The following is a 16,831-nucleotide window of genomic DNA, read 5'->3' on the forward strand; positions in this document are numbered from 1 at the left end:
ACGCCGGCTTGCCGCCCCCGCCAACATGCGGACATTTCATTTGCTACAAAACCGGACATTTCTATTTGTCCGCGACACCTCGAATCGTTGAGCTATCGTCTTCGCACACATTCGACAAAAGAGGTTTGGATGAAGCCGGCAAGATGGGCGGGATGGATCGCATGTGCGATCGCGATCGCAGGAACGACGGCAGGCTGCACGCCGCTGCGGGTCGTCATGCACAGCGTATCGACGGCGGAAGCCGCCGTTCCGGCCGGCCGCTACACGCTCGATCCACACCACTGGAGCATCGTGTTCGACGTCGATCACTTCAAGTATTCGCGCTTCACGATGCGCTTTGATCGCGCGAGCGCGCAACTCGACTGGCGCACGGGCGGACTCGCCGCCAGCGGCGTGACAGCGTCGATCGACGCGGCGAGCGTCGACACCAACGTGCCGCTGCTCGACAAGCTCGTCGCGGGCGCCGATGCACTCGACGCCGTCCGCCATCCGCAAATTCGTTTCGACAGCACGCGCCTCACCCGCACGAGCACGACGCAAGGCACACTGACCGGCAACCTCACGATCCGCGGCGCGACGCATCCCGTCACGCTCGTCGTCACGTTCAACGGCTACGGCCGCAATCCGCTGACGAAGCAGGACACGCTCGGCTTTTCCGCGAGCGGCACGTTCAGCCGTGCGCAATTCGGCGTGACGAGCTGGTATCCGGCCGTCGGCGACGACGTGCGCGTGCGCATCGAAGCGGAGTTCGTCAAGGAAGGCGGGACTCCCGCGCAATGACGGGCCGATGACGCTCCGCATCTTTCGCGACGCGTGACGTTTGCGACGAGCGTCATGCATCGCGACGCACATCGTCGCGCCGAATTTTTTTACGATATTTTTTCTTGAAGGACTCGCTCGCGACTCCCTACACTTCGGACAACCGTCGAGGTTTGGGAGGTGTCATGCAACAGCAACGAGCGAAGACCGAACGACCCGCACACTTCGCGTGTGCAACTCGCGTGAACGGCCGCGTCGTGCTGAGACGTTTCGATCCGGCGCAAGACTCGTACGACGAGCTGACCGCATTGTTGCATCGCGTGTTCGCGCGGCTCGGCCGGATGGGACTCAATTGCCCGTGTGTCGATCAGCCGGCCGCCGTCACGCGGCAGCGCGCGCTTGCGGGCGAATGCTTCGTCGCCGTCTGCAACGACCATCTCGTCGCGACGATGACGCTACATGCGCGCGACCTGTCGTCACCGTGCGAGCTCTATCGCCGCGGCAACGTCGCGACGCTGCGGCAGTTCGGCGTCGATCCGATTTGGCAAGGACGCGGCATCGGGCGGTCGTTGCTCGCATTCGCCGCGCATTGGGCGGCCGCACGCGGCTACCGGCGCCTTGCGCTCGACACGCCGCAGCCCGCCGCGCATCTCGTCGACTTTTACATACGCCAAGGATTCCGAATCGTCGACGTGATGCATTTCTCTGGCAAGGGCTACGACAGCGCGATCCTCAGCAAGCCGACAACGGTATCGCCCTCGTACGCATTGAAGGCTTGCGAACTGCCGCTTACACCGGCACCGCTCGAATGCGCCGCATGAAATCCGACGACGATGTGCGCCGGCACGACCGCGAATGCGAGCTTAGCGAACGGGACGCGCGCAAATTCGCACATGTGAAGGCCGCGATGCGCGTGCGCGGTTTCGCCAAAGTGGCGTTCATCACGATAACGACGAGTCAGGCGTTGACGGCGGCGTTCGCGAGCCTCCCGCACGTCGTCGGCTACGACGTGGAACCGGGTCCGCTGCTTCTCTTCAACTTCATCAGTTGCGCGCTCGTCAGCTTCTGGCTGCGATCCGATGCGCAGCGCGCCTATCTCGAAGCGCAGGCAAGCGGGGGGCTGCGCAAAGCGCCGAATGCCGATATCCTGCTCAACGTCCCTCTCGATTGCCCGAAACGTTGGCTCGTCATCCTGAATATCGAATTGAATCCGAAACTGCTCGACGATGAGCGATGACGCGCGAGCCGTCATCGCGAATGTGCTCCACATTGGAATATTGACGCTTCGTTTACGCCCGTAGCGTCGTTCTTTCGAACGATTTGATATCCGCCGCGCTGTAATGGAGACGTGAAGCGCGACCGAACCGACGATTGAAGCGGGAGAATCGATGCCGACCTACGCCTATCTGCAAATCGGCCTTTTCATCGTGGTGCTGACGTTGCTCGTCAAGCCGCTCGGGGGCTACATCGCTCGAATCGCGGATGGTGATCCACCATGGCCGATGCGAATGCTGCAGCCCGTCGAGCGATGGACATATCGCGCGGCGGGCATCGATCCCGAACAGAGAATGAGCGGGAAAACCTACGCAGTCGCGCTGCTGCTGTTCAGTCTGCTCGGCACGATCGCACTCTATGCGTTGCAACGCGCGCAGCATCTGCTCGCTCAATCCACAGGCACTTCCCGCCGTCAGCGCCGATTCGGCGTTCAACACGGCCGTCAGCTTCGCCACCAACACGAGCTGGCAAGAATATACGGGCGAAACGACGCTCAGCTATCCGAGCCAGATGGGCGGCATCGCCGTGCAGAGCTTTTTGTCTGCCGCCGTCGGCATCGCCGTGCTGCTCGCGTTGATCCGGGGCCTCGCGACGCGCGGCGCCGGCACCGTCAGCAATCTATGGGCCGATCTCACGCGCGCAACGCTGTACATCCTGATCCCGCTGTCCGCACTATTCGCCGCTGCGTTCATCGCGCAAGGCACGATCCAGAATTTCTCCGCGTATCGCACCGTTCACACGGCCCAGCGCGTGACCTGGCGGCAGCCATTGCTCGACGCAAGCGGCGTGCCGTCGCACGACGCCGCAGGCCACGCGATCATGCACACGACGACGAGCCGCGAGCAGCTTCTGCCGATGGGCTCCGTCGCATCGCAAGAGTCGATCAAGCTGCTGAGCGGCGACGGCGGCGGCGGCTTCAACGCGAACTCCGCGCATCCGTTCGAGAACCCGACGCCGCTCAGCAACTTCCTGCAGATGCTCGCGCTTCTGCGGCTGCCGGCTGCGCTGTGCCACACGTTCGGCACGATGGTCGGCGACACGCGGCAGGGCTGGGCAATCTATGCGGCGATGCTCGCGATGTTCGTCGCGCTTGCGGCGGTGACGATACGCGCCGAGCAGGCGGGCAGCGCAGCGCTTGCGGCACCCGGCATCGACACGCGCGCATCGGCGTCGATGCCGGGCGGCAACATGGAAGGGAAGGGGACGCGCTTCGGGATCGTGTCGTCGGCGCTCTATGCGACGATCGCGACAGCGAGCGGTGACGGCGCGGTCGATGCGATGCACGATTCGCTCACGCCGATCGGCGGGCTCGTGCCGATGGCGCTGATGCAGACCGGTGAAGTCGTGTTCGGCGGCCCCGGCTCGGGACTTTTCGGGATGCTAATGCACGCAATGCTCACCGTGTTCGTCGCGGGATTGATGATCGGCCGCGCGCCCGAATATCTCGGCAAGAAAATCGATCCGTACGACATGAAGCTCGTTGCGATCGCGATCCTCGCGACACCGCTCGTCGTGCTCGTCGGCACGGCCGCGTCGGTGTTGCTGCCGGACGGCGTCGCGGGCATCGCGAATCCCGGCGCGCACGGCTTTAGCGAGATCCTCTACGCGTTCACGTCGGCGGCGAACAACAACGGCAGCGCGTTCGCGGGCCTCGCCGCCAATACGCCGTTTTACAACATGACGCTCGCGGCGGCGATGTGGTTCGGCCGCTTCGCGACGATCGTGCCGGCGCTCGCGCTCGCAGGCTCGCTCGCGCCGAAGGTGCGGCGCGCGGCCGGCCCCGGCACGCTGCCGACGCACGGACCGCTCTTCGTGGTCATGTTGATCGGCACGATCTCGTTGATGACGTTGCCGACGTATCTGCCCGCGCTCGCGCTCGGGCCGATCGTCGAGCAGGTGACGATGGGGGCCGTGCATTGAAGCTGATCGACGGTCGTCGGCCAGCCGCATGCGGCGCGCGAATCATCGTTTGCAGTCCGTAGTGCGACGTGACTCGTGACTCGCGGCCCGGCGCTCTATCGAACCGGGCCCGCGCCGCCGACGTCACACCGTCCAGTCGAGAATCACCTTGCCGCTTTCGCCCGACAGCATCGCCGCAAAGCCCTTGTCGAACTCGTCGATCGGAAAGCGATGCGTGAGGATCGGCGACAGATCGAGCCCGCTCTGCAGCATCGCGACCATCTTGTACCAGGTTTCGAACATCTCGCGCCCGTAGATGCCCTTGATCTCGAGGCCCTTGAAGATCACCTGGTTCCAGTCGATCGCGGTCTGCGCGGGCGGAATCCCGAGCAGCGCGACCTTGCCGCCGTGGTTCATCGCCTCGAGCAGCGACGTGAACGCGCTCGGCACGCCCGACATCTCGAGCCCGACATCGAAGCCTTCCGTCATGTGCAGATCGGTCATCACGTCGTGCAGCGATTCGCGCGACACGTTCACCGCGCGCGTCGCGCCCATCTTGCGCGCGAGGTCGAGTCGATAGTCGTTGATGTCGGTGATGACGACGTTGCGCGCGCCGACGTGCTTCGCGATCGCCACCGCCATCACGCCGATCGGCCCCGCGCCCGTGATCAGCACGTCCTCGCCGACGAGATTGAACGACAGCGCAGTATGCGTCGCGTTGCCGAACGGATCGAAGATCGCAGCGAGGTCGTCGGAAATCTCGGGCGGAATCTTGAACGCATTGAACGCGGGAATCGCGAGATACTCGGCGAACGCGCCTTCGCGATTCACGCCGACGCCGACCGTGTTGCGGCACAAATGACGCCGCCCCGCGCGGCAGTTGCGACAGAAGCCGCACGTGATGTGGCCTTCGCCGGACACGCGGTCGCCGATCGAGAAGCCGCGCACTTCCTGGCCCATTTCGACGATCTCGCCGACATACTCGTGTCCGACGTGCATCGGTACCGGAATCGTCTTCTGCGCCCAGTCGTCCCACTTCCAGATGTGGATGTCGGTGCCGCAGATCGCCGTGCGGCGGATCTTGATCAGGACGTCGTTGTGACCGACCTCGGGCTTCTTCACACGTGTGAGCGTGAGGCCCGGCCCACGTTCGAGCTTGGCAAGCGCTTTCATCGCGGGCCCTCCGTCAAATGACGCCGAGTGTCTTGCCGACGCGCGCGAACGCGTCGACCGCCCGATCGATCTGCTCGGGCGTGTGCGCGGCGCTCATCTGCGTGCGGATCCGCGCGCGGCCGCGCGGCACGACCGGATACGAGAAGCCGATCACGTAGACGCCTTCGGCGAGGAGCGCATCCGCCATGTTCGATGCGACCTGCGCGTCACCGAGCATCACCGGAATGATCGGGTGCTCGCCCGGCACGAGCGTGAAGCCCGCCGCACTCATCTTCTCGCGGAAACGCGCGCCGTTCGCGCGCACGCGTTCGCGCAGCCGCGCGCCTTCGTCGCTTGCGAGCAGCTCGAGCACCTTCAGCGACGCAGCCGCGATGCTCGGCGTCAGCGTGTTCGAGAACAGATAGGGACGCGAGCGCTGCCTCAGCAACTCGACGATCTCGCGCCGCGCGGCGACGTAGCCGCCCGACGCGCCGCCGAGCGCCTTGCCAAGCGTGCCCGTGACGATGTCGACGCGCCCCTCGACGCCGCAGTATTCGGGCGTGCCGCGCCCGTGCCCGCCGATGAAGCCGACCGCATGCGAATCGTCGACCATCACGAGCGCGCCGTAGCGGTCGGCCAGGTCGCAGACGCCCTTCAGGTTCGCGATGATGCCGTCCATCGAGAACACGCCGTCGGTCGCGATCAGCTTGAAGCGCGCGCCCGCCGCATCGGCTTCGCGCAGCTTCGCTTCGAGATCGGCGAGGTCGTTGTTCTTGTAGCGAAAGCGCTTCGCCTTCGACAGCCGAACGCCGTCGATGATGCTCGCGTGATTCAGCTCGTCGCTGATGATCGCGTCGTTTTCGTCGAGCAGCGTCTCGAACAGGCCGCCGTTCGCATCGAAGCAGCTCGAATACAGAATGCAGTCGTCGGTTTTCAGGAACGTGGAAAGGGCGGCCTCGAGCTGCTTGTGCACGGTCTGCGTGCCGCAGATGAAGCGTACCGACGCCATCCCGAACCCGTCCTGCTCGAGCGCCGCCTGCGCGGCAGCGATGAGGCGCGGGTCGTCCGCAAGGCCCAGATAGTTGTTCGCACAGAAATTCAGCACGTGTGCGCCACCGGCAAGCCGGATGTCGGCCGCCTGCGGGCTCGCGATCTCGCGCTCGGTCTTGTAAAAACCGTCCGCGCGAATCTGGTCGAGGGTGCCGCGTAGATGGGCGAGAAAGGCATCACGCATTGCATAAGCTCCTGATATGGGCTGCAAGCCTCGGCGCTCGTCCGCGCTCGTGGCGGCGGCAAAGCAGCTTGCTACTGTTATAGTCGGCCGCTGGGTTTAGCGTATTTTTCCTGTATTTCGAACTAAAATTCGAAATACCGAACAACTCTAAGCGAACGGAATTCAAATGGCAAGCTCTTCCGGCGCGCGACGCACAGCCGCGCCCGCCGCCACCGGCGCCACGCCGCCGCGGGTCGGCGAGCAAATCCAGCGCCTGCGCAACGAGCGCAAACTGACGCTCGACGATCTGTCGCGCGCGGCGGGCGTGTCGAAATCGATGCTGTCGGAGATCGAGCGCGACAAGGCGAATCCGACGATCGCCGTCGCGTGGCGGCTCACGAACGCGCTCGGCATCAGCCTCGACGAACTGTTCGCACAGCCGAAAGCGCCCGAGACGATCCGCGTCGACGGCCCGCACGACATTCCGACGCTTGCCGGCCACGACGCGCAATACCAGTTGCGCGTCTGGGGCCCGATCGAGCTCGCCGGCAAATTCGAGTGGTACGAGCTGACGCTGCCGGCAAATGGCGCGCTCGCGTCGAATCCGCACGAGCCGGGTACGCGCGAGCATCTGACGGTGCTGAACGGCGCAATCGAAATCGAAGCAGCGGGCGTCACGCGTCGCCTGAAAGCAGGCGACACCGCGCGCTACGCGGCCGACGGGCCGCACGCGATCCGCAATGCGGGCAAGAGCGAAGCGAAAGCGCTCCTCGTCGTGATCCATCGATAGCACGGCGTCTAGTCGGCCAGGCAGCCAGTTGCGCAATATGTTGCGGTAGGAATGCCCGTCACCGGGCCCCCCCGCACAGATCCCGGCGTGCGCGATTCGCGCACCGGGCTCCTGCCTTGGGTGTTTGGCGTCGAAGCGCACAACGGGCCAAGGGTGAAGGACGCGAGCACGGGGAATCCACTGCTTTGCCAGCCTTTGCATCTTCGCCCACGTGGTGTCGTCCTTCTGGCTGCGACGCCGAAGCGCCCTGCGCCAGAGTTCGATGACGTGAGCTCGGAAGGCTTTCATCGCGGGATAGTTGGTCGGGACCGAGTGGTAGTTGAAGTACCCTTGAACCACTTGCCGCAACCACGTCCCTTGCTCGGGGATCGAGTGGTGCCATCGGCGTCGCAACTCCTCTTTGACTGCCCGCAGCGCGGCCCGTAGCCGGTCTCGCCGGGTCTTTCGCCAGAGCATGAACTTACCGTCTCGGGCGTGGCCGCTGATGTGGGTGAATCCTAGGAAGTTGAATGTCTCGGGTTTGCCCAGTCCCCGCTTGACTCGGTTCTGCGCCGCAAAGCGTCCGAACTCGATCAGACGGTTTTTCTCCGGGTGTACCGACAGCCCAAATTGCTCCAATCTCGCTTGCATGGCTCGCTTGCATGGCTCGCTTGAACCGCTCGGCGTCCCAGCGTTTGTCGAACCCGACAACAATGTCGTCGGCGTATCGAGTGATGACGACGTTCCCCTCGGCGTGGCGCTTGCGCCATTGATTCGCCCAGAGGTCGAAGACGTAGTGCAGGTGGATATTCGCCAACAGGGGCGAGATGGCTGAGCCTTGCGGCGTCCCCTCGTCCGTCGACTCAATCACCCCGTCTTCCATCGCACCCGCTTTCAGCCATTTACGGATCAGTCGAATCACACGTTGGTCGCCGATTCGGTGCTCGACGAACTTGATCAGCCATTCATGGCTCACCGTGTCGAAGAAGCGACTGATGTCGGCATCCAGTATCCAGTTCACGTTTGTGCGCGCGATTCCCGTTGCCAGTGCATCGAGCGCATCATGTTGACTGCGCTTTGGGCGGAAACCGTACGAGAAACCTAAGAAATCCGTCTCGTAGACTGCGTTAAGCACTGCCACCAGTGCGCGCTGGACGATTTTATCTTCCAGTGCAGCAATGCCCAGCGGGCGTAGCTTCCCATCCGACTTTGGTATATACCGCCTCCGGCTAGGGAGTGCCCGATAGGCTTGGCGATGTAAGCGCCCGTGCAGATCGTGGAGATTTCGCTCCAGGTCTTGTTCGTAGTCGTGCCACGTCACGCCATCAACGCCAGCCGCCGCCTTCCGTTTCAGCCAGAAGAACGCCGTTTCCAGCAGCTCGATGTCGATCAGATGGAACAGCGCCGTGAACTTCTCCTTCTTCCTTTGCCTTGCGGCTTGGCGCACACGGTCTAGCCGCTGGGACACGCTTATCCGGCTCTACGTCCGGCGCATGTGTGACCAGCCCGTGTTCCCCTTGGCCCCACCCCTTGGCTCCACCGGCTCCGCCCCCGGTTGCCCGGGTTTGTTCGCCCGCTTCGTCGCTACTATGGGTGAGTCCGACTTCTCCCGTTCGTTCACCATCGGCTTCGGCTCCTCACCTTCCCGATGCGGACCGCTCGGCGATGTTGCCGCCGGCGGTCAAATGGGAGATCTCCCGGTTCCCGCATAGAGATCGTACTGACTGCCAGGCTCTAAGACCGCGCCGAGTCCACACGGTGCTCGCGGTAGCGCGCCGTGTGGTTTTGCCTTCCGCATACAGTAGTGCGTCAGCACTCGGGTCTATAAACATTTCGTGGCTCAATGGCTGGCCTATCAGCACCCCTGTCAACGCTTCGCAACCCGCCTCGCGGCTGGCTACGCATGACTCGGGGACATCGTGAGTCGCTAACTCTTACAACGTCGGGGACTTGCACCCCTTGATCTCTACCGGTCTCCCGGCGCACACTGTATATTTGTACAGTATACGCGAAACAGGAGCCCGCGATGACCGAACAGGATTTGGCCGCGCTCAGCTTCAAGGCTGCGGCGCACGATATGGAAACGATTGTCCGCCACATTGCCGAGCGCTATATCCGGCAAGGCGTTCCGTTGACGTGGCGGCTCCTGCACGCGATCGAGGCCGAAGCGCTCGCCGATCTCGGCTTCGCGAGCCGGCACGATCCGATGGTGCGCTGCCTCTTCGACCGTCCGGCCGAATTGTGCTTTCCCGAAACCGACGATCTCGTCGACTTCGGGCGGTCGAACGCGCTGCCCGCGGTGTTCTCGTTCGCGGTCGCCGCGTACGAGCGGGCTGCGAACGCACAGAACGGCGCAAAAAAGGCGCCGGCGCGCCCCGCGCGCGCGTGGGGCGACTAGGCAGGCGGCTGTGTTCGGCCGAGCGCTCGCGCCTCGCATGCACTTCGATCGATTGCCGGCAGCGAGATATCTGCCGGACATTCGCCGCCCACGCGAAGCCCTTTATCGAGCGAACGCGACACGCTATGATGAATTGCAACTAACGAAATAAATGACATGTCGCCGTCCATTCTGACGAGTCCTTCTCCGCCGTCCGACATACCAAGCGATCTATTCGATCGCGATACGTCGGACTGGCTCAGCCATCCGGACACGGCATTCGATGCTTGGCTGGCAGCCCAAGAATTTCGCCGCTCGTCGGCCGACGTCTACCGCGCACAATGGGGCGCGTTTCTCGGCTGGCTCGCGAAACGACAGAAGAACCTCGCGGCGGTCGATACCGAGACGATCGCGCATTTCGTCAGCGAACTGTCGATCAAGAAGACGCAAAAAGTCCGTTATTTGAGACTCATCGAGCGCGTGCTCGATCACGTGCGCAAGAGTGAATTCGGCTCGACGAATCCTGCTCGCTTCATTGCTCAGGATGGCGAAGCAACTTGGCATAGCGCGCACGACAACGAGCCGACGAGTTTTCTGGCGCCCGCCGAACGCGCCGCGTTGCTCGCGTATCTGTTTTCGCCGCTGCCGGCGATGGGCGCGGCGCTCTGGAAAGAACGCCGCGATCGCGCGCTCATCGCCGCATTCCTCGGCGGCGGATTGAAAACCGGCGAAGCGCGCGCACTTACGGTTAGTTGCGTAAAATTGAGTTCGACGATGCTAACGATCCCTGCCGCGCAGCCGGAATTCACACGCGAAACGCATCTTGCGTCATTCGCGATCGCGCTATTCGACGCATGGCTCGCCGAACGCCAACGCTGCGGCATTCCGGGCGAACTCGTCTTCCCCGCAGCGCAGTCCGGCCGACCGATGCACAAGGCGACGATGCTGCGCGCAGTCGACGCGATCATCGATGCAGCCGACATCGCGCAGTCTCGCACCGCGCGCGCCAGTCCGCAGACGTTGCGCAACACGTTCGCAGCCGAACTGTTCGAAAACGGCGTCGAGCCGGAGAAAGTCGGACAGTGGCTGGGGTTCGCGCAGCCGATTTCATCGAATCGGCTGCATCGGGCATGGAAAAATTGGCGAGAAAGCCTCGCGAATGCGCTGCCGGATGCCAAATCGTTCGCCGACGAAGCACCGATCGCGTCAAGCCAGACTTGAAACCGGGGCTTTTCAGCCTCTGACAACCCTCATCTTTTGACTCCCGAATTTCCTCACCTTCGGGAAAATCGGGCGGCTTCCGTCACGAAGTCCGGGAGAAATAAGCGGCCGCCGCGAAGCGCGACGGTCGCGCCCCCGACGCGTGTTCACATTCGGGACAAAGCAATTCATAGCCGTCAGCGTCATGCGACAGTTCGGGTTCGCCGTCACCGCACTTCGGACAGCGCAGGGGCAGCGACACATGTTGGTCGAGCGACGTACCGATCGCATCGAAAGCTACCGCGTCGAGACTGCCGGCGTCCGCCAGGCGACGAATCAGCGCCGCGATCTCGGGCGTCATGCCCTGGCTGGCACGCAAAGTCTGTGCTTCCTTCACTGCGGCGGCCAATTCGTCGCCTTGCTCATGCAACTGGGCGTCGAGCCGGTCCGCACGCGCCTTCGCGGCGCTCAGCTGCTGCAGAAAGTCGAATTCCTTGCGGTTGACGTCGCGCAATCCTTGCTGATAAGTCGACGCCATGCTGCGCAACGAATCGAGCTCGACGAGCATCGGCTTCACGCGACGTTCGGCTTCCGCGATCGCATCTTTGATTTGCTGCGCGTAGTGCTCGGTGTTTTCTCTCAACTCGGCTTGCAAGGTGTCGATCCGTTCGCGTAACGCCGCATTTTGGCTCTGTTCAGCCTCGAGACGCCGATTCAGCAGCGCATTTTCATTTTCCATTCGACGAATCAGGCCCTGCAGCGAATCCTGATGGGCGAGACCTTGCGTCGACGCTGACGCCAGTTGCACCTCGACTTCAGTCAACTGGCTCTGCAACCGCTCGGCGCGCGCATCGCTTCGGGCAAGTGAGGTTTCGAGCGATTCCTGACGAATCAGTGCGTCTCGGTATTTTTGCTCGGTGGCGGCGACTTCGTCGCTGGCCAGTCGCCGTTCTGCATCGAGACTCTCACGCGCCTGTTTCAGCGCTTCTTCATAAAGTGCGCCAAGCAGCGTCCCCGCTTTTTCCTCGAGCGGCTTAGGCAATGCAGCACCCTCGAGCCTGACTTTCGACGCCGCGCGAATGCGCTCCCAAAAGTAATCGATGTCCTTCGGAATGTCGCTTGCGCTGCCGGTCTGTGTCAAATCGCGGACGTTCGCCGCAGACGGCCGTATACCGAGATCGAAGAACAGCCGCTTGCATGCATGGAGTGACAGATCTTGTCGACGTGCGCCGGACGAGCGTAACGCATCGAGTTCTTCGCGAATGGTTTGTCGGATTTTGTCGAGGGTCATCATTGCTGTTGGAAAACGATACGTATCAATCATAACGAAACACGTTCTGATTGATACGTTCCTGATGCACTTGTTGTACTTTTGCCACCAGTGAGGGTTTTTGGAGAGATCTTGTGCCGTTTCGCTTGCTTAGATGTCTCGAAACCGTGAAACAAAGCGAAGAATCGAGCTTAACTTCATGTTTTTAAAAGATTATCGGATGAGGCCCGAATAACAGCAATTGTTTCACATGTCGGGGACTGTGGTTCTCGGGGCGTATCTGGAAGCGAAATTGGAGATCTGTGGAAAACTCGTCGGGGGAGTCTTGAGAGTATTAGAAGTAAACACCTTTGAAATCATCGTTAAAAACGTTAACGCCACCAGGAAGCCTTGTTCAGCAAGGGATTGCGGCCGGGAAGGTGAAGTTTTACGGGATACAAGGTGACATCTTCCAGGAGCCGACGTGATGGGGTTCGGGGATCAGCGTGAGCCGATGCGGGAAAGATCGTGAGTGGGTTCAGGACAGTTTCCCACAGGCGAAACTGATAAAGGTGAGATTTTTCAGGGACACAGCAACGGTAAAGCCGCGTGGAGCCTGAATCGATCCATTTGACACCCACAGGCATGGGTGAGGATTTTCGGGATGCCCGTGAAGCAGCGACTCTGCCCTTCTTTTAGGCAGATTTAGGGGATAGGTGAGATTTCTCGGGATTCCAGCCCGTTTGGGTGTGAGCGTTTCCGGGAAAGAACGTCAGTAAAGGCCTGTCCGGTGGGGCTTCGTGGCCCGAAACGACCCAGAGGTGAGATTTTTCGGGAGACTGGTTTTGGCCTCGGGACTCCGGATCCTATCAATGGTGAGGGTATTCGGGGGAGTGGCCGGTGGCGCCCGATCGTGCTTGAGGTGAGGTTTTTCGGGACCTGGAAGGCGGCCGAGATTTGTCAAAGGTGAGGCTTTTCGGGAAAAGTGTGCGTGTACTTACCTGCAAAGGCCCGTAGATGCTGAATGGTGAGAGACATTTCGACACCGGTTTTCCATCAAAGGTGAGGTTTTTCAGGAAGTAATGCCGCGAGATCAACATAGGGCTGCTTGCCGAAAGGTGAGGGAATTCGGGATGGAAAATCTCGATCGCTGCTTCAGCTATGCAATGTAAGTATTTGATGCAATGGAGATTTTTTGTCACGAATGCGATGGTGAGCTTTTTCGGGAGCGTCGGGTGCATCGTCATGAGGGGTGAAAATCGTCTTGAGGTGAGACTTTGCGGGAACCAATTGCCGATGACTGCCCGTGTGCCGGTCCCGCAGCGGCGATTGATTGCTTGTTCGCGGGATCCGAATGGTGAGCTTTTTCGGGAGATGGGCCTGGATGGCGGGGCGTGAGCGGTGGCGAACTGCTCTGACCGATCCGCTTGGCGGGTCGTCGGCCTGGCCGCAGGCGGGAAGCGGGGTTCGTGGTGAGGCAAACCGGATGCGGGTCTTCACGTTGGGCAACTTCGGTATGCTGTGTGGCCCACGTCCGGCCTTGGGCCAAGTCCCCCCGGACGGTTGGCAGACCTCTTTCCGGGGCCGATGGGCTTGCGAGCGCGGCGTCGTCGAGCCGGGGCGGGGGAAATCGACGTCGGGTGTGTTCAAGCGGATGTCGATGGCTCACGCTGGTCATTTCCGCGACGCGGATCGGCCGGGTGTCGCTTCAATGCCGTGTGTGGGGGCACTGGCGCCGATGGTGAGCCACAGGCTCGTCCGGGACCTCACGTTGGTCCGGCGGGTGCTCCGAACGGGTAATCGATCGTTCGCATCACTGCTCTTGGGCGGATGGCACACATGGCTTGCTGCCCATATATTAGCGATCGCTTTCGCGTTCCCCCGGGGCCGGTTTGAGGTGAGTCGCACTGGCGCCGAGTACTCACGCCAGATCTCGGCGCGGCGATGTCCGTCGTCAATGCGTGCCGTCGCCGGCGTTTCACTGACGACGCCCTCGACTCTTCGGTTAGTCGAAGCAGCCCGGTGCGGCTCACGTTTGTCGTCACACCGGGTATCTGGTTGGTCCCTGGCCTCAATCCTGCTCATGTTTGCCGGCCCGTCGCGTTTTCGGTGAGTGGATCTAGCCTTTCGGGGCTCACGCTTGCCGTCTTGGGCGGATCTGCGGACTCCGTATGGCATCGAGTTCTGGTGGCCGGCGCTGGCTCGTTTATCGCGTCCTTTCGCGCCTGTGGCGGCTTTGCCGTTCGGTGAACCGAATGAGGCCGCACTCACTCACGTCGCCCATCGGCGCTCGCATGCCGTGCGCTACCGGGGCGCTGCTTGTATCGGACGTGCGGCTGAATGAAGCGACGTGGCCTGCTCGAGGCTTGAGCCCACGATGTTTGGGGGACGGGGCCGGTAAGTGGTGAGCCGGATCGGTTTTCGCGGCCCACTTCTGGGTCAGTTGCGTCGGCGGCAGGTGTCGGCCGCCCGTTCCGAGCCGATCCGGCGATCGTTGCGCGGGTCGTTCCGGGCGCCCGGTGCCGTTAATCGGTGCCCGTCGAGCTTCAACGCCTAATGATCCGGGGATGAGTCACGTCGGGCATATGACTTGCTGCCAATTCCGCCTGACTTCCTGGTATCCGCCGGCCGGCCGACGGCCCGATCGACATGCTGGGCATGATTTCAGTCGATATCGGTCGATCCCTCGGCTCGCCGCCCCCGAAATCGGCGCCGCGAGCCGATCGCGGACACGCCCGCATGCACGAAATTCGTCGTAGCAATTTTGCGACAAGATTTGAGGTGAGATAATTCGGGAGCCGCTGCACTGCGGAACGGGCGCGCGGGAAAACGGGCGCCCGCCGCGCTTTCCGCGGCACGCAAAGGTGAATCGAGGATGGCCGGATTTTGGACCGGTGAGCGTTTGCGGGAGCTCGATCGGGTGAGTGGCGACGAATCGCCGAGCTTCACCGGATATGGTGAGCATGCCGTTCTGGACGCGCATCACCACAGACGCTATCCTTCCGGAAACTTCTCCTCCGACCCGATGCATGGCCACAAAGCGCGCCAAGAAAACCGATGTGGATGTGGTGAGTGCTAGTTCCGCCGAATTGCGTAAGGCTGTCGAGGCAATCGCAATTCAGCCGAAAAACGGCAAGATCACCCTCCTGACTCGCAAGCTGTTCAACGTGCTGCTTGCGGTCGCTCAGCAAGCCGACGATTCCGGCGATACCTATCGCGCGCTGCTGTCGGATATCGTCGCCAACTCGGCCTTCGATTCCAACGACACGGCGCTCGTGAAGGAGCACTTGCGGCGGATGGTGTCGGTGCAGGTCGAATGGAGTACCGGCACGTCGAGCCAGAAGCCCGGTCGGAAATGGGGGATTTCCACGCTGATCGCCGATGCCGAAATTCTCGAGGATCCTGCGACGCGGCGCGTGTGGGTCGAATTCTCGTTTGCACCGAAGATCAAGAAGAAACTGCTCGACCCGGTGCAGTATGCGCGTCTGAGTCTACAGTTCCAGAGCCAGCTGCGCAGCAGCGCGGGGCTCGCGCTGTACGAAATCTGCGTGCGCTATCTGACGAACCCGAGCCATCTGACGATGCGCGAGCCTTGGGAATGGTGGCGCCCGATCCTGTCGGGCACGCCCGACACCGAGGCCGGCGACGAGGCGAAGCGCGAGTACAAATACTTCAAGCGCGACTATCTGCGTCCGGCGATCGCCGAGGTGAACGCAGTGACGAACATCTTCGTCGAACTGGTCGAGCATCGCGAAGGACGTCGAGTTGCCGAGATCCAATTCCGCGTGTCGGAGCGCAAGCAGCCGATGCTCGCACTCGACGAGCATCCGAACGTCTTCGACAGCACGCTTGTCGACCGGATGGTGAAGATCGGCATTCCGTTGAAGGAAGCGCAGACGCTCTATGCGGACAACGAGGAAAACCGGATTCGCGCCGCGCTGCAATTGACCGAGCAGCGGGTGCGCAGCACGACGCTGCCGCCCGTGCGCAGCGCGCCTGCGCTGTTCAAGGACGCGTTGAAGAAAGGATATGCACCGCCCGTCGACACGGTCGAAACGCCGCCGCCTGCAAGCGGCGGCAAGTTGGCCGCTGCCCCTGCCAACGCCGGGCGGGCGGACGATCCGAAGGCGCGTCTGCGCAGCGAGTACGACGCTTACCGGCGAAAGGAAGCGAAGCAGCTGTATGAAGAACAAGGTGACGCGGAACGGGAGGTCGCGCGCGCGTCGTTCGAATCCGACGTGTTGCCTGCGCTAGGTTCGCATCTGCGTGATGATTGGCGTCGGCGCGGACTGGACTCGAAACTCGTCGAAACAGCTTTTTTCGACTGGCTCGCTCAAAAGACCTGGGGCGAACCGACCGACGGCGATCTGCTCGCCTTTACGCTGAGCCAGTCCCGCGCGGCTTGAGCGATTGCTCGATTCGCCTGATTCGATTTCTTCCGTAACGAAAAACGGGGTCCGCTGGGCCCCGTTTCTTTTGGGTGCGCCCGGCAGGGCGCACCTACTCGGAGGTGAAAGTCCTCTACAGCCCGGCAAGGGGAAGTGTTAGCCGAACGGCAAGGGTGTCGAGGGTCACTGCGAATCTGGAGGAAGCCGAAGGCAAAGCGCTGGCTTGACGAACAGGAAGCGGATATGAGGCGGCGTGGCGGGGTGAGGTGCCCATATGGGTTTGGCCGGGCCGCAAATGCCTGGCAAGCGGTGCAACGAGCCCAAGGCTATCTCAAGGAAGGCCACCGCTGAGTGGTTGCCGCGTTGAACCCAGTGCTGCGCGGCTGGGCCTCGTACTTCCGGCTGACGGAAGTGCGAGGGGTGTCGCAGGACGTGGATGGGTGGACACGACGCAAACTGCGCTGCCTGATATGGCGGCAATGGAAGTGCCCGGCCACTCGTAACAGGAAGCTTCAGGCTCACGGACTGGATCCGACGCGGGCCCGGAAGT

The 16,831-nt window shown here is 62.2% G+C and carries 11 protein-coding genes and 1 pseudogene; 8 read left to right on the top strand and 4 right to left on the bottom strand.

Going from position 1 to position 16,831, the window contains the following annotated elements; all coding sequences use genetic code 11:
• Positions 1-129 precede the first annotated feature (129 nt).
• The 4 genes and pseudogenes from WS69_RS19465 to kdpA all read left to right on the top strand — a co-directional run bounded on the left by WS69_RS19465 (position 130) and on the right by kdpA (position 3,954).
• The gene (locus WS69_RS19465; RefSeq protein ID WP_059472326.1) at positions 130-780 is read left to right on the top strand and encodes a YceI family protein; all 651 of its coding nucleotides are present in this window, start codon (positions 130-132) and stop codon (positions 778-780) included.
• Between the two features lie 164 nt (positions 781-944).
• On the top strand, positions 945-1,580 hold the full coding sequence (locus WS69_RS19470; RefSeq protein ID WP_059472327.1) for a GNAT family N-acetyltransferase: 636 nt from the start codon (positions 945-947) through the stop codon (positions 1,578-1,580).
• Complete coding sequence (locus WS69_RS19475) at positions 1,577-1,996, top strand: hypothetical protein (protein WP_059472348.1); 420 nt, start codon at positions 1,577-1,579, stop codon at positions 1,994-1,996. The genes WS69_RS19470 and WS69_RS19475 overlap by 4 nt, the downstream gene beginning before the upstream one ends.
• Before the next feature lie 151 nt (positions 1,997-2,147).
• Positions 2,148-3,954 (top strand): annotated as a pseudogene (kdpA, locus tag WS69_RS19480) (potassium-transporting ATPase subunit KdpA).
• A 123-nt stretch (positions 3,955-4,077) separates the two neighbouring features.
• Here kdpA and tdh read toward each other — a convergent pair.
• Together tdh and WS69_RS19490 are read right to left on the bottom strand one after the other, a co-directional pair.
• The gene (gene tdh, locus WS69_RS19485) at positions 4,078-5,106 is read right to left on the bottom strand and encodes an L-threonine 3-dehydrogenase (RefSeq protein WP_059472328.1); all 1,029 of its coding nucleotides are present in this window, start codon (positions 5,104-5,106) and stop codon (positions 4,078-4,080) included.
• A gap of 13 nt (positions 5,107-5,119) precedes the next feature.
• Positions 5,120-6,319, bottom strand: coding sequence for a glycine C-acetyltransferase (locus WS69_RS19490; RefSeq protein WP_059472329.1), 1,200 nt, complete (start codon positions 6,317-6,319; stop codon positions 5,120-5,122).
• Positions 6,320-6,485: 166 nt separating this feature from the next.
• Between WS69_RS19490 and WS69_RS19495 the strand changes: the two genes are divergently transcribed.
• Entirely contained in the window at positions 6,486-7,088 is a 603-nt protein-coding gene (locus WS69_RS19495) for a helix-turn-helix domain-containing protein (protein WP_059472330.1), read from the top strand.
• Positions 7,089-7,548: 460 nt separating this feature from the next.
• On the opposite strand, the gene WS69_RS35695 is transcribed toward WS69_RS19495, so the two are convergent.
• Positions 7,549-8,514: a reverse transcriptase domain-containing protein gene (locus WS69_RS35695; RefSeq protein ID WP_442854913.1), complete on the bottom strand. Its 966-nt coding sequence runs from the start codon at positions 8,512-8,514 to the stop codon at positions 7,549-7,551.
• Between the two features lie 579 nt (positions 8,515-9,093).
• Here WS69_RS35695 and WS69_RS19505 point away from each other — a divergent pair.
• A complete protein-coding gene (locus WS69_RS19505) occupies positions 9,094-9,465 on the top strand; it encodes a DUF2471 family protein (RefSeq protein ID WP_059472331.1) in 372 nt (123 codons plus the stop codon).
• A gap of 156 nt (positions 9,466-9,621) precedes the next feature.
• Positions 9,622-10,665: a tyrosine-type recombinase/integrase gene (locus WS69_RS19510; protein WP_059472332.1), complete on the top strand. Its 1,044-nt coding sequence runs from the start codon at positions 9,622-9,624 to the stop codon at positions 10,663-10,665.
• A gap of 82 nt (positions 10,666-10,747) precedes the next feature.
• Here WS69_RS19510 and WS69_RS19515 read toward each other — a convergent pair whose 3' ends face one another.
• On the bottom strand, positions 10,748-11,935 hold the full coding sequence (locus tag WS69_RS19515; RefSeq protein ID WP_059472349.1) for a DNA-binding protein: 1,188 nt from the start codon (positions 11,933-11,935) through the stop codon (positions 10,748-10,750).
• Between the two features lie 2,987 nt (positions 11,936-14,922).
• On the opposite strand from WS69_RS19515, the gene WS69_RS19525 reads away from it, so the two are divergent.
• Positions 14,923-16,299, top strand: coding sequence for a replication initiation protein (locus WS69_RS19525; RefSeq protein ID WP_059472334.1), 1,377 nt, complete (start codon positions 14,923-14,925; stop codon positions 16,297-16,299).
• Positions 16,300-16,831 lie beyond the last annotated feature (532 nt).

It is taken from the genome of Burkholderia sp. BDU5, from assembly GCF_001522845.1.
In the GTDB taxonomy this organism is placed as follows: Bacteria; Pseudomonadota; Gammaproteobacteria; order Burkholderiales; family Burkholderiaceae; genus Burkholderia; species Burkholderia mayonis.

What these genes read in the sequence shown, in the direction of transcription:
- WS69_RS19465 (WP_059472326.1), top strand. Translation starts at nt 130, where the DNA reads ATGAAGCCGGCAAGATGGGCGGGATGGATCGCATGTGCGATCGCGATC.
- WS69_RS19470 (WP_059472327.1), top strand. Translation starts at nt 945, where the DNA reads ATGCAACAGCAACGAGCGAAGACCGAACGACCCGCACACTTCGCGTGT.
- WS69_RS19475 (WP_059472348.1), top strand. Translation starts at nt 1,577, where the DNA reads ATGAAATCCGACGACGATGTGCGCCGGCACGACCGCGAATGCGAGCTT.
- tdh (WP_059472328.1), bottom strand. Translation starts at nt 5,106, where the DNA reads ATGAAAGCGCTTGCCAAGCTCGAACGTGGGCCGGGCCTCACGCTCACA.
- WS69_RS19490 (WP_059472329.1), bottom strand. Translation starts at nt 6,319, where the DNA reads ATGCGTGATGCCTTTCTCGCCCATCTACGCGGCACCCTCGACCAGATT.
- WS69_RS19495 (WP_059472330.1), top strand. Translation starts at nt 6,486, where the DNA reads ATGGCAAGCTCTTCCGGCGCGCGACGCACAGCCGCGCCCGCCGCCACC.
- WS69_RS19505 (WP_059472331.1), top strand. Translation starts at nt 9,094, where the DNA reads ATGACCGAACAGGATTTGGCCGCGCTCAGCTTCAAGGCTGCGGCGCAC.
- WS69_RS19510 (WP_059472332.1), top strand. Translation starts at nt 9,622, where the DNA reads ATGTCGCCGTCCATTCTGACGAGTCCTTCTCCGCCGTCCGACATACCA.
- WS69_RS19515 (WP_059472349.1), bottom strand. Translation starts at nt 11,935, where the DNA reads ATGACCCTCGACAAAATCCGACAAACCATTCGCGAAGAACTCGATGCG.
- WS69_RS19525 (WP_059472334.1), top strand. Translation starts at nt 14,923, where the DNA reads ATGGCCACAAAGCGCGCCAAGAAAACCGATGTGGATGTGGTGAGTGCT.